The organism is Thioalkalivibrio versutus (assembly GCF_001020955.1).
Classification (GTDB): Bacteria; Pseudomonadota; Gammaproteobacteria; order Ectothiorhodospirales; family Ectothiorhodospiraceae; genus Thioalkalivibrio; species Thioalkalivibrio versutus.
This window is the reverse complement of sequence record NZ_CP011367.1, coordinates 1,139,444-1,152,648: the sequence shown is the minus strand read 5'-3', so window position 1 is coordinate 1,152,648 and position 13,205 is coordinate 1,139,444. Positions and strand designations below refer to the sequence as shown.

At 66.5% G+C, this 13,205-nt stretch carries 10 protein-coding genes; 4 read left to right on the top strand and 6 right to left on the bottom strand.

All coding sequences use genetic code 11. The features are described 5' to 3' along the window. The first annotated feature begins 71 nt into the window (after positions 1–71). Positions 72–2,285 (top strand): 1,4-alpha-glucan branching protein GlgB, encoded by a 2,214-nt coding sequence (gene glgB, locus TVD_RS05365; RefSeq protein WP_082119087.1) that lies wholly within the window; start codon positions 72–74, stop codon positions 2,283–2,285. Between the two features lie 16 nt (positions 2,286–2,301). Here the strand turns inward: glgB and TVD_RS05360 are convergent, their stop codons facing one another. Both TVD_RS05360 and TVD_RS05355 read right to left on the bottom strand, forming a co-directional pair. After that, entirely contained in the window at positions 2,302–3,699 is a 1,398-nt protein-coding gene (locus TVD_RS05360; protein WP_082119141.1) for a sigma-54-dependent transcriptional regulator, read from the bottom strand. Beyond that, on the bottom strand, positions 3,696–5,177 hold the full coding sequence (locus TVD_RS05355) for a sensor histidine kinase (RefSeq protein WP_047251003.1): 1,482 nt from the start codon (positions 5,175–5,177) through the stop codon (positions 3,696–3,698). Before TVD_RS05355 ends, TVD_RS05360 begins: the two co-directional genes overlap by 4 nt. Before the next feature lie 211 nt (positions 5,178–5,388). On the opposite strand from TVD_RS05355, the gene TVD_RS05350 reads away from it, so the two are divergent. The 3 genes from TVD_RS05350 (at position 5,389) to TVD_RS05340 (ending at position 8,902) form a co-directional block, all read left to right on the top strand. After that, positions 5,389–5,967 carry a hypothetical protein gene (locus TVD_RS05350; RefSeq protein WP_047251002.1) on the top strand — a complete coding sequence of 193 codons (579 nt, stop codon included), beginning with the start codon at positions 5,389–5,391 and terminating at the stop codon, positions 5,965–5,967. 92 nt (positions 5,968–6,059) lie between these two features. Beyond that, complete coding sequence (locus TVD_RS05345; RefSeq protein ID WP_047251001.1) at positions 6,060–8,180, top strand: SulP family inorganic anion transporter; 2,121 nt, start codon at positions 6,060–6,062, stop codon at positions 8,178–8,180. Between the two features lie 251 nt (positions 8,181–8,431). After that, the gene (locus TVD_RS05340; RefSeq protein ID WP_018145883.1) at positions 8,432–8,902 is read left to right on the top strand and encodes a PepSY domain-containing protein; all 471 of its coding nucleotides are present in this window, start codon (positions 8,432–8,434) and stop codon (positions 8,900–8,902) included. Positions 8,903–8,966: 64 nt separating this feature from the next. Here the strand turns inward: TVD_RS05340 and lysS are convergent, their stop codons facing one another. The 4 genes from lysS to TVD_RS05320 form a co-directional block, all read right to left on the bottom strand. Continuing rightward, complete coding sequence (lysS, locus tag TVD_RS05335) at positions 8,967–10,457, bottom strand: lysine--tRNA ligase (protein WP_047251000.1); 1,491 nt, start codon at positions 10,455–10,457, stop codon at positions 8,967–8,969. Positions 10,458–10,481: 24 nt separating this feature from the next. Beyond that, positions 10,482–11,580, bottom strand: a protein-coding gene (gene prfB, locus TVD_RS05330; RefSeq protein ID WP_155984856.1) for a peptide chain release factor 2 whose coding sequence is annotated in 2 segments (ribosomal slippage) — positions 10,482–11,507 and positions 11,509–11,580 — 1,098 coding nt in all. Because the reading frame shifts where the segments join, the coding sequence is not laid out codon by codon here. An 87-nt stretch (positions 11,581–11,667) separates the two neighbouring features. Next, positions 11,668–12,456, bottom strand: coding sequence for a hypothetical protein (locus TVD_RS05325; protein WP_047250999.1), 789 nt, complete (start codon positions 12,454–12,456; stop codon positions 11,668–11,670). A 170-nt stretch (positions 12,457–12,626) separates the two neighbouring features. Then, entirely contained in the window at positions 12,627–13,091 is a 465-nt protein-coding gene (locus TVD_RS05320; protein ID WP_018145887.1) for a phosphate-starvation-inducible protein PsiE, read from the bottom strand. Between the last annotated feature and the right edge of the window lie 114 nt (positions 13,092–13,205).

The window sequence follows — 13,205 nt, the reverse complement described above, 5'->3', positions numbered from 1 at the left end:
ACTAGGGGAAACACTGAACCCGAACCCCGTCGTTCCACATCCCACATCTGAAACGCGAGTTGGATCCGAGTATGGCAACAGCCCCCGACAAATGCACCCGTTCCGTCGATGACCCGTTAGCACGCCTGACCGAGGCTCGGCTCCATGATCCCCATAGCGTCCTGGGACACCATGCGCTGGATCAACAAACGGTCTGCTACCGTGCCTGGCTGCCGCACGCAAATGAGGCCTCCATCACGCTTTCTGACGACCGGGTACAACCCCTGATGGCGGCACCCGGCTTTCCGGGCTTGTTTCTGTGGCAGGGCGCGGGTGACGAGCTCCCCGAACACCCGACACTGCATTGGATCCCCGAGGGTGGCACGGAGACATTACACCACGTTGACCCCTGGTCTTTCGCCCCCGACCTTCCGGACTTCGACCGCCACCTGTTCGCCGAGGGGCGCCACTGGCATGCCCACCGCATGCTGGGTGCCCATCCACTCACGCGTGACGGCGTCGAGGGCGTGCGTTTCGCTGTCTGGGCGCCCAGCGCCGAGCGCGTCGCAGTGGTCGGCGACTTCAACCGCTGGGACGGCCGCTGCCACCCGATGACCGTCCACCCCGGCAGCGGCATATGGGAGCTCTTTATCCCAGGCCTGGCCACGGAGACGCTGTACAAGTTCGAGATCCGCAACCGCGAGCATGGCAGCCTCCACCTGAAGACCGACCCGTACGCCCGCGCCTACCAGATGCGGCCCGAGACCGCCGCGCGTATCCAGCCGGCCAGCGACTACACCTGGCATGACGACCAGTGGATGCGCAATCGCGACCCCGAGGCCTGGAAGCACCGGCCCATGAGCATCTACGAGGTGCACCTGGGCTCCTGGCAGCGCAGCCCCGAGGGCGCATGGCCCGACTACCGCGAACTGGCCGAGCGCCTGGTGCCCTACGCACGCGACATGGGCTTCACCCACCTCGAGCTGCTGCCGATCACCGAACACCCGTTCGACGGCTCCTGGGGTTACCAGAGCACGGGCTTTTTCGCGCCCACGTCGCGCTTCGGCGACGCCGACGACTTTCGCTACCTGGTTGACCAGGCCCACCAGGCCGGGCTGGGCGTACTGCTCGACTGGGTCCCCGGCCACTTCCCGCGCGACGACTTCGCGCTGGCGCGCTTCGACGGCACGGCGCTGTACGAACACGCCGATCCGCGAATTGGAGAACACCGGGGTTGGGGCACGCTGATCTTCAACTACTCGCGCCCCGAGGTCCGCAACTTCCTGCTCTCCAGCGCGCTGTGCTGGGTCGAGGACTTCCACCTCGACGGCCTGCGCGTGGACGCCGTCGCCTCCATGCTCTACCGCGACTATGACCGCGAGGGCGAGGACTGGCTGCCCAACATCCACGGCGGCAACGAGAACCTCGAGGCGATCGACTTCCTGCGTCACCTGAACGAGACCGTCCAGACCAGCCACCCCGGCGTCGCCATGATCGCCGAGGAATCGACCGCCTGGCCGGGTGTCAGCCGCCCACCGTCCATGGGCGGGCTGGGCTTCACCATGAAGTGGAACATGGGCTGGATGCACGACACCCTGACCTACTTCGGCATGGACCCGATCTACCGCACTCACCACCACGGCCAGCTCACCTTCGGCCAGCTCTACGCCTACAGCGAGAACTTCGTCCTGCCGTTTTCGCACGACGAGGTGGTACACGGAAAACGCAGCCTGCGCGGGCGCATGCCCGGCAACGAGTGGGAGCAGCACGCCAACCTGCGCCTGCTCTACAGCTGGCAGTGGCTCTATCCCGGCAAGAAGCTCCTGTTCATGGGCCAGGAATTCGGCCAGGGCCCCGAATGGTCCGAGGATCGCGAGCTGGACTGGTACGTGCTGCAGTACCCCATGCACCAGGGCCTGCAGAATCTGGTGCGTGACCTGAACCGGGTGTACCGCGAAGACCCGGCCCTGCACGCCCGCGAATTCGAACCCGATGGCTTTGGCTGGCTGGACTGCGACGACGCCGAGCACTCCACGATCAGCTTCGTCCGCCGTGACCATCAGGGACGCCAGGTGGTCGTGGTGCTGAACCTGACGCCCATGGAACGCGCGGCCTATCCGGTACCCGCACCGCATGCCGGGCGCTGGCGGGTCACCCTGAACACGGATGCGGAAGTCTACGGTGGAGGCTCACGTGGCCCGGCAGAGGCCTACGCCGAGCCGATCGAACGTCACGGCCATCCGGCCACGCTCTATCTGCACCTCCCGCCGCTCGCGGCGCTGCTGCTGGAACCGGTCGCAGACTGACGTCACGCCGCCTCGGCTACTCGATGCCCAGCCGCTTGATCTTGCGCCACAGCGAGACGCGGTCAATGCCCAGCAGCCGCGCAGCCCGGGTGCGGTTGCCTCCGGTCTGCTCCAGGGCCTGACGGATCTGCAACACCTCCTGCTCCTCCAGCGTCCGCAGCGGGGCCGCGTCCTCGTGCACTACGCGGGCGCGGGTCTCGCGCAGGGCGCGCGGCAGATCGGCCAGGGTCAGATTCGCCGTACGTGCCAGTGCCACCCCGCGTTCGATAATGTTGGACAGCTCGCGGACGTTGCCGGGGTAGTCGTGTTCGACCAGACGCTCCAGCGCCTCCGGCTCGATGTCGTCGATGCGCTTGCCCATCGACAGGGAGTGGCGCTTGAGGAAATAGTAGGCCAGCAGCGGGATATCGTCGCGCCGATCGCGTAGCGGTGGCAGCAGCAGGTTCACCACGTTCAGACGGAAATACAGGTCCTCGCGCATCTCGCCACGATCCACCGCACGATCCAGGCGCCGGTTGCTGGCGGCGATCACTCGCACATCCACCGGGATCGGCGTCCGCCCGCCGACCCGCAGCACTTCGCGTTCCTGCAGGACCCGCAACAGGTTCACCTGCATCGCCGGACTGGTTTCCGCGACCTCGTCGAGGAACAGTGTGCCCCCCGCCGCGGTCTCGAACAGGCCCTTCTTCTGCTGGGTGGCCCCGGTGAACGCGCCCTTCTCGTGGCCGAACAGCTCGCTGGCCAGCAGTTCGTCCTGCAGTGCCCCGCAGTTCACCGCGAGGAACGGCCCCTCGGCCCGCGCGCTGTGGTTATGGATGTAGCGCGCCAGCAACTCCTTGCCCGTCCCGCTCTCGCCAGTCAGCACGACGTTGCAGTCGGTGGGCGCAATCTGGCGCGCGGTCTCCAGCAGCCGCTGCATGGCCGTGTCCTGTGCCACCAGGGTCGCCTTGCGCCCGCCCTGCTCCACTTGATCGCGCAGGGTGCGGTTGTCGCGCCGCAGGCGGGTGAATTCCACCGCCTTGGCCACGACCTCGCGCACCTCGTCGATACGAAACGGCTTGGCAATGTAGTGGAAGGCCCCGGCCTTCATCGCCTCCACCGCGGAGTCCAGGGTGGCGTGCCCGGTGATCATGATCACCGCCAGGTCCGGATCCAGCTCGCGCGCCCGGCGCAGGATCTCCATACCGTCCACCCCGGCCATGCGCAGGTCGGTCAGGACGGCGTCAAAACGCTCCTGCTCCAGTGCGCGCAAACCCGTCGCTCCCTCCTCGCAGGTCGTCACAGAATACGGGGAATGCCGAAAGACCTGCTCCAGCTGGCGGCAGGCAATCGGCTCGTCGTCAATCACCAGCAGGCGCGCCTCCCGCATTTCGCCGGCCGGAGACGCCCGATGACCGTTGTCCTCGCGACTCATGCGCGGTCCCCGCATTCGCAGGGCAGCCAGACCTGGAACCGCGTCCCGCCCATCGGGCAGCGACTGACGCCGATTGCCCCTCCGTGGTCCTGGATGATTTCCTGGGCCACGAACAGGCCCAGGCCCGAACCGCTCCCCTCGTCCCGTCCGCGGTAAAACGGCTCGAATACGTGATCCAGCGCCGCGTCCGGAATCCCCGGCCCGTCGTCGTCGATCGAAATCCGCACGACCGGGCTCAAATCCTGGCCGTGCACCACAAGATCGCCGACCACATGCCCACCGGGACCCGGCCTCAGGTCCGCCAGGCGGCCCCGCTGGGCCTCAATGCGGACTTCTACGTCGTCGCCCCCTGCCTCGAAGGCATTGCGTAACAGGTTCACGAACACCTGCTGCAACCGCTCGGGGTCCACGGTGACCTGGAGGGCATCATCCACTCGCATGGTCACCTGATCCGCAGGGAGCGTGGCACGGATCAGATCGAGTGCCCCGTCCAGGATGGTCTTCAGCGAGCGGCACTCCTCCCGTTTGGGGCTCCGAGGCTGCTGGCGCGAATACATGAGCAGTCCGCGCACGATGTTCTGCGCCCGCGCCGTCTCGCCCTCGGCCTGCTGCAGCCACTCTTCCAGCAAGGCCGGATCACCGCCCCGCCCTTCCTCCGCGACCAGCTGCAGTGCCGTGGAGATATTGCCCAAGGGGTTGTTCAACTCGTGGGCCACACCCGATACCAGCACCCCCAGGGCCGCCAGCCGCTCGGAACGGCGCAGATCCTGGCTCCGCGCATCCAGCTCGTCCAGCATCGCATTGAAGGCGTGGGTAAAGGACACCAGTTCACGATCCTGGTTGGGCGCGGTCAGACGCCTGCGCGACCCCGCCCCGATCGCCCGCAGCTGGTCCTCTACCGAGCGCAGCGGGGCGAGGATCCGCCGCGCCAGCCACCAGCCGCCCAGAAGGACCAGCACCAGCACGATACTCGTCGCCAGCAGCAATTCCGTACGTGATACCTGAACCCCGGTGCGCAGGTTCTCGCGCTCGCGCTGACTCAGCACCTTGGTCAGCGCCGAGGCCTCGCCGCCGGCGTTGCGAATGGACTCGACCAGCAGCTCGCGCTGCTCACCCGCCAGCCCGGGATACCGGCCCAGCCCCGTGCGATACAGCTCCAGAACGGCCTGCAACTCGTCGAGCTCGCCGGGGCGTGCATGCTGCGCCAGCGCCGCCTCGTTCTCGCGCACCCGTTCCAGCGCCGCCTCGGCATGGTCCCGCGCCGCAGCCAGGTCCCCATGCTCCCCGGAGCCATAGAACTTCTTCTCGAAGCGGCGCATCTCGAGACTGTCCTGCAACAGCTCGGCTACCACGTCCCCCTGTTGCAGCCGCGTCTCGATGGTCGAAAGCGCGATGTACTGCGCGAGCACCAGAGCCAGCACCAACACAACCACTCCGGCATACACCCAGCGGACCTTGCTGCGCAGACTGCGCCCCATAACGTTACTCGTTGCAATAGCGACCGCTACATTCTGCAACGCCCGGATGGTCGCCCGCAACGCTATTCGCGGCCACCCGCCCGCTCAAACGTTACATGGTGCAACACACGCCTCCTCAACACCCCACCACAATCCGGATAAGTCATTGTTTTTATGGAGTGGCACGCGATCTGCATAGAGGCTTCGTGGACGAACCACAACGGAGACACCGATGCCTGCCCTGAGCCACACCATGAAACAGATCCTCGAAGGCCTGGCCTACGCCGACCTCGCCGAGATGCAACCGATGGGCGACAAGTATCGTGCGCTCGCAAACGATACCCCGACCGCGAATCCGCCATCGGTCGGCGCACCTCAAGCCGCTGCGCAGCCCGCACCGCGCCGGCGGATTGGCCTGTTCGTCGGGCCATTCGCCCCGCGCCCCGTGTTCGACTATGCCGCCGACAGCTGCGAGCGACTGGATGCCGAGCTGGTTGTCCTGACCTTTCTGGGCAAGGCCGAGGCAGGCGCGCTGATCGACGGCTTCATTCGTGACACCGGACCCCTGCCGCACGGCGTTCACATCGAGGCCCTGACCGGCGACCCGGAACGGGCCCTGCGCCGGGCCCTCGGTCGCGGTCTGCGTCTGGACTTCCTGGTCTGCGACGAACAGGGCTACCTCGGCCACCAAATCCTTGCCACCGAGACGGCCGCGGAATTGCCGGTGGTCATGGTCGCCGCACCCCGCCAACCGCGGCCGGGCGACACCCGGACCGCGCCGTCCGGCGCCGCGCTCCCCTCCGCGGGCTAGTCACCACCGTCGAGTTGCAGACCCGGCCGCAGCGCATCGCGGCCGGGCCGAACGCGTTCGCCCGAATCCGAAACAAGGAACACCCCGCCTACATGAATACCGACCGGATCTACCGTCTGTTTCCCTTTCTCGCCTGGTTTCCCATGTCCGGGAAATCCGTCCGCGCCGACGTCATGGCCGGCCTCAGCGTCGCCATGATCCTGGTGCCCCAGGGCATGGCCTATGCCACACTCGCGGGCCTCCCCGTGGTGTACGGGCTGTACGCCTCGGCGATCCCGGCGATCGTCGGCTCGCTGTGGGGCTCCTCGCGCTTTCTGCATACCGGGCCGGTCGCGATGCTGTCGCTGCTGTCGGCCGCGTCGCTCGCGCCGTTCGCGGTGGCCGGCACCGAATACTTTATCCAGCTCTCGATCCTGCTCGCGCTGATGGTCGGCATCATGCGCCTTCTGCTGGGCGTATTCCGCCTCGGCATCCTGATGAACTTCGTCTCCCAGCCGGTCATCGTCGGCTTCACCAACGCGGCGGCGCTGATCATCGGACTCTCCCTGATCAACACCTTCTTCAATGTCCCGAAGCCCGATACCGGCGCCTTCCTGACCGACTTCGCCGGCGTCATTGCCCAGCTGGGGGAGGCCCACTGGCCGACCATCGCCTTCGGCGCCGGCACCCTGGTCACCCTCATCGTGATGCGACGGATCATGCCCCGCCTGCCGGGCGTGCTGGTGGTCGTCGTGCTGGGTACGCTACTCAGCGCCCTGACCGGCTTCGAGAACAACGAACGCATCACGCATGGGCAGATCCAGGCCACCGACGTGCGCAACCTGTACCAGGAGCTCGCCGCAACCCGCACGGAGATGGGTACCACCTCGGAAGAGTTGAGCGAGGCCAACAGCGCACTCAAGGAGGCCGAGAAGGCGGGCGAGGAATCACCCGACCTGGCGGTGCGCGTGGCCCGCCTGGAGATCCGCGAGTCGCAACTCAAGCGCGAACTGAGCGACCTGCGCATAACGGCCCACCAGGTACGCCTGGAGCGCACCGAGACCGCAGACGGTCAGGCGCGCTTCCGCGCCTGGCATGCCGATGCCGAGGGCCGCCCATGGCGGCTGTCCGGCTTCGACGAGGAGCGCATCATTGTCGCTTCCGGCGGCCAGGTCGTCGGCACGATCCCCCAGGGACTGCCCAGCCTGCAGCTGCCGGTGCTGGACTGGGAGGTCATCCCGGCCCTGCTGCCCGCCGCGTTCGTGATGGCCCTGATCGGCTTCATGGAGGCGACCTCCATCGCGCGCGCGCTCGCCGCCCAGCGGCGCGAGAAGCTGAACCCGAATCAGGAACTGATCGGCCAGGGTCTGGCCAACATCGTCGGGAGCTTCTTCCAGTCCTATTCCGTCAGCGGCTCGTTCTCGCGCTCGGCGGTCGCGGCCCGCTCCGGCGCACAAAGCGGGCTGTTCGCGGTGGTCAGCGCGATCGGCGTGCTGATCACCATGCTGTTCCTGACCCCCTATCTCTACCATCTGCCCCAGGCAGTGCTGGCGGCCATCGTGATATCGGCGGTGTTCGGCTTGCTCGACTTCCGGGCCCTGGCACGGTCGTGGACCATCAACCGCGCCGATGGCCTGGCCGGATTCCTGACCTTCTTCGTCACGCTGTACATGGCCCCGGATCTCGCCAATGGCGTGATCGTCGGCGTAATCCTGTCATCGCTGCTGTTCCTGGTCGGCACCGTGCGCCCGCGTTCCGAGATCCAGGGCCTGCGCCCCGACGGCTCCCTGGCCGGGGCGATCAGCAACGACCTGCGTCCGGCCGGCCCACATTTCACCGTACTGCGCTTTGATGCCTCGTTGGTGTTCATGAACGTCGCCCACTTCGAGGACGCGGTCATGGACGCCGTCGCGCGCAACCCGAATGCCCGGGCGGTGCTGGTGCTCGGCAACAGTATCAACCGCATCGACGCCTCGGGCGTGGACAAGGTGCGCGCCCTGATCGGCGACCTTGCAGCCGCCGACTGCAAGCTGATGTTCAGTGGTCTCAAGAAACCCGTCCGCGAGGCCATGGAACGTGCCGGCCTGCTGGACGAGATCGGCCGCGGAAACATCTTCCCCAACAAGCGCGTCGCCCTCGCCGAACTGCAGCAGCGCGCCCTCGGCACCCCGGACCGAGTGGAAACCGCCAACCCGGCACTACCCGGCACTCGAGGCGACGATAATCCATCGTGAAGGGAGGCCGGGACTCGCCCATGCAAGGCCTGCCTTCCCGTCTATACTCGGCAGAAAGCGAGCATGCAAACCGTGGCGAACCCGAATTGACGCGTTTCGAGGAGACCCAGCTGGACGGCGCACACGCGATTGGGCCTTTGCGTGGGGGCAGCCTGATCAGAACCTTTCCTGACGCACCCGGGGCGCAATGCGATACTGACGCCCAGCCGGTCCTTGCCACTCCCCAGAACCCACCATCAGGTCTCGAACTCATGAATCTGCGCCTTCTCTCCCTTGCCGTCGCCCCGCTCATCGTCCTTCTGGCGGCGTGCAGCCCCGGTCAGTCCGACACCATCCCGCTCGAGTCGATACAGGCCATCGTCGACATCGGCCAGGAACACGGTTTCGACACCTTCGAGGAACTGGAGGCAGAAAGTGACCGGGAATTCGTCCTCAAGGGCTGGGACGACGCCCAGCTGCGCATGGAGACCCGGTTTAATCTGGATGGTGATCTGCTTCGCGAAGAACGCGTACGCGACCCCGATCACGCGGCGGGCATGACCGCCCAGATGATTCTCCGCTCAGCGGCCGTCGCGCGGGATCACGGCATGCTCCGCTTCAAGGAAATCGAGTTCGAAGACGACGGCGTCATCGAGCTCGAGGGCATCACCGAAGACGGTGACGAGCTGAATATACGACTCGATGGCGAAGATTTTACGCTGCTGTCACTCGAACGCGATTGAAGCGACGCTGACCCCTTCGCCGCCCTCGAACCGAGCCCGGTCGGCATGACCGACGCGCGAGGGGTCAGGCCTCCGGGCGCAGGTGCGGGAACAGCAGCACGTCGCGGATCGAGGCGCTGTCGGTCAGCAGCATCACCAGGCGGTCGATGCCAATGCCCTCCCCGGCGGTCGGCGGCAGGCCGTACTCCAGCGCTCGGATGTAGTCGGCGTCAAAGTGCATGGCCTCGTCGTCACCGGCGTCCTTCTCCGCGACCTGGGCGCGGAAGCGCTCGGCCTGGTCTTCCGGATCGTTCAGCTCGGAGAAGCCGTTCGCGATCTCGCGCCCGCCGACAAACAACTCGAAGCGATCGGTGACGAACGGGTCATCGTCGTTGCGCCGCGCCAGTGGCGAGACCTCGGTCGGATAGGCGGTAATAAAGGTCGGGTGACGCAGCTGGTTCTCGGCGGTGTACTCGAAGATCTCGGTCCACAGCTTGCCCAGACCGAAGCTCGGCTTGATCGGGATCTCCAGGCGCTCGCAGTGCGCGCGCACCTTCTCGATGTCGTCCAGGTCGGCGTCCGCGATCTCCGCATTGTGGGCCAGGATCGCCTCGCGCACGCTCATGCGGGTGAACGGCTTGCCAAAATCGTAGCTCTCGCCCTGGTACTCAATGGTGGTCGTGCCCAGCACGTCCTCGCACAGCCCGCGCAGCAGGGTCTCGGTGCGATCCATCAGCGCGCGGTAGTCCACGAACGCCTCGTAGAACTCGAGCATGGTGAACTCGGGGTTGTGCCGCGTGGACAACCCCTCGTTGCGGAAATTGCGGTTGATCTCGAAGACCTTCTCGAAGCCGCCGACCACCAGGCGCTTCAGATACAGCTCCGGCGCGACGCGCAGGTACAGCGGCATATCCAGCGCGTTGTGATGGGTGGTGAACGGCCGCGCGGTCGCCCCGCCCGGGATCACCTGCATCATTGGCGTCTCCACCTCGATGAAATCCTGATCCTCGAAGTACTCGCGGATGTAGCGCACGATCCGGGTACGGGTGCGGAACAGCTCACGGCTGTCCAGGCTGGTGATCAGGTCCACGTAGCGCTGGCGATACCGCTGTTCCTGATCGGTCAGGCCGTGGAACTTCTCCGGCAGCGGACGCAGGCTCTTGGTCAGCAGACGCAGCTCGTCGAGCTGGACCGTCAATTCCCCGGTCTTGGTCTTGAACAGCGTGCCCTGGCCACCGACGATATCGCCCAGATCCCACTGCTTGAACGCCGGGTACACGCCCTCCGGCAGGCTGTCACGCTGCGCGAACAACTGGATGTCGCCCGACTGATCGCGCAGGCGGATGAAGCTTGCCTTGCCCATCACGCGCTTGCCGACCATGCGCCCGGCGACCGTCACGCGAATCCCCTGGGCCTCCAGCGCCTCGCCCTCGGTCTCGTCGTGCGCGGCGTGCAGCGCACCCGCCAGCGCATCGCGACGGAAATCGTTGGGGAACGCCGGACCGGCCGCGCGCAGCTCGTTCAGCTTGCTGCGGCGCTGCGCGACCAGCTTGTTCTCGTCAGTGGTTTCGGTCATCAGAAATCCATGCAATAGATAGACTTACAAGCCACTCTTGAGACTGGCTTCAATAAAGGGGTCGAGGTCGCCGTCGAGCACACCCTGGGTGTTCCCGACCTCCACGCCGGTGCGCAGATCCTTGATCCGCGACTGATCCAGCACGTAGGAGCGGATCTGGCTGCCCCAGCCAATGTCGGACTTGGTGTCCTCCACCGCCTGCTTCTCGGCATTGCGCTCCTGCAACTCGCGCTCGTACAGCTTGGCGCGCAGCTGGTTCATCGCCATTTCGCGGTTCTTGTGCTGCGAGCGCCCGGCCTGACACGCCGCCACCACTCCGGTCGGCACGTGGGTAATGCGCACCGCCGAGTCGGTGGTGTTCACGTGCTGACCACCGGCGCCGGAGGAGCGATAGGTGTCCACCCGCAAGTCGGCCGGATTGATCTCGATCTCGAAGTTCTCGTCGATCTCCGGGGAGGCGAACACCGACGCGAACGAGGTATGCCGGCGGTTGCCGGAATCAAACGGCGACTTGCGCACCAGCCGGTGCACGCCGGTCTCGGTGCGCAGCCAGCCGAAGGCGTACTCGCCCTGGATGTGCACGGTCGCACTCTTGATCCCGGCGGTCTCGCCCTCGGAGAGCTCGGTGACCTCCGCCTTGAAACCCTTGTGCTCGGCCCAGCGCAGGTACATGCGCAGCAGGATGTTGGCCCAGTCCTGGGCCTCTGTGCCCCCGGAACCGGCCTGGATATCGAGATAGGCGTTGGCCTCGTCCATATCGCCGGAGAACATGCGGCGAAACTCCAGGCCCTCGATACGCGCGGTCAGCGCCTCCACATCGGCCTCGACTGACGCCGCCGTCTCCTCGTCGCCATCCGCCTCAGCCATCTCCAGCAGGTCCCGGCTCTCGTCCAGCTGGGTGCCGATCTCGCGGATGTTGACCACCACGCCCTCAAGCTGGGCCCGCTCCTTGTTCAGCGCCTGGGCCTGCTCCGGGTCGTTCCAGATATCCGGGTTCTGCTCCAGCTCGCGCTGGACTTCCTCTAGCCGTTCTTCCTTGGCAGGGTAGTCAAAGATACCCCCTAAGGCCTTCCAGGCGGCCTTTCAGGTCATCGATCAGGGAATACAGCGCGTTCAGTTCCATGGCAGTTTCCGTCGGGTGCCGTGGCGCGCACGGCAGGTTCGATCACGTGGCGAGAAAAGCCGCGCAGTATAACACCCGACAGCGGCTTCAGGGCCGGCGGGGACGGCGCCAGAACGCCAGCGCGTCGCGGCGTTCCAGCACCAGGGCGCCGGCGCCTGACCCGGCCGTGGATTGCGGATCAACAAATTCCAGCGCGCCCAGGCCGCCACGGAGCAGAGCCCGCAGCTTCGGCGCCACCACGTCGTCGGCAACCGACTCCAGAAGCTCGAGCCGGCGCTCGAGCGACGGGGCCGCCTCCAGTGCCTCGACGACGACCACGGTATCGCCGGATTCCGCCGGGTCGGCCGCCGGGTCGGCTGCCCAGTCGATGCCGGCACCCCGCGCCAGCCAGTGCGCGACCACACCGCCGCCACACACACGGCCCACACTCGTTGGGCCACCGGGATGCCCGGGCGACCAGGGCCAGAGGCCATGCACGGCCCCACGCCCCTCCCGCTCGCGCGCCAGATTCACCGGGTGCTGGAACCAGGCCATCTGCAAGGCGTTGGCCAGTACCTGCAGGCGCCGAGCTACATCGCCCTGCATCGACAGCGCCACCATGGCGCGCCCCATGCCGATCGACGGTGGCGGGCCCGACGCATCGCCCTCGGCGTCCATCCGCATCTCCCACAAGCCGTCTTCACTCAGCGCCAAGGTCGCCCCGGCCACCTCCAGTTCCGGCTGTGCAGCCGACCACAAGGCCTCGCGCTCGGCCTCCGACACCGGATCCACCGGATAGGCCACCAGGTCCTTCATCCCCGCAGTCAGCTGCACCGGCTGGACCAGCCAGGTTCGCCATCCGGAATCGGTTGGCCGGTATCCCAGCCGCTCGGCCAACGCGGCCTCCCATCCTGGTGCTTCCGTGCCGCTGACCCCGCTCCGCGCCCGTCCGAGCCAGCGCGCCAGACGTCGCACAGAGAGCGGAGGCGCCCCGGCCACCGTACCCTCGGGCGCTGCCCACAGGCCGGGCAACAGGTGAATCACCCGCCGGCTTGCACCCGGCCGCGTCATCGATCGGACCCGTAGCGCCCCTTCGGCACGTCGCGCTCCTTCGCCGGATCGTCCTCGATCCCCGGCGTCATGCGACCTTCGTCGTCATACGGGAGCCGGACATGCCCGTAGCGAAGCACCAGCACTGCGCCCGCCAGAATCAGGACCCCGGCCGTCACCGCGATCAGCTCCCATACGTCCATGTCCTTCATGTCGATGATCACGTAACGCGCCAGCGCGACGATCGCGATGTAGATCGGCAGGCGCACCGGGAGACGCCCGGAACGCAAGTAGATCCCGACCATCGCCAGCACCTCAAGAAAGATGAACAGCAACAGCAGGTCGGCCAATCCCACCCACATCGCCGAGACCATGGTGGCGATCTCCTGCAGGATCGCGATCACGGTGGCGATGGCGATCACCACCAGCACGGCCACTTCGACATGATGCAGGGCGCGGCGCCCGGCGCGTTCGACGTTCATGCATTCACCACAATTGCCCCAATAAGTCCGGCCATCCTATCACCCGCCCCGGGCACGAACGCTCAATTCTCCCATTGGTCTATACCAATAGGCACAACGATCTGAAGCACCCGC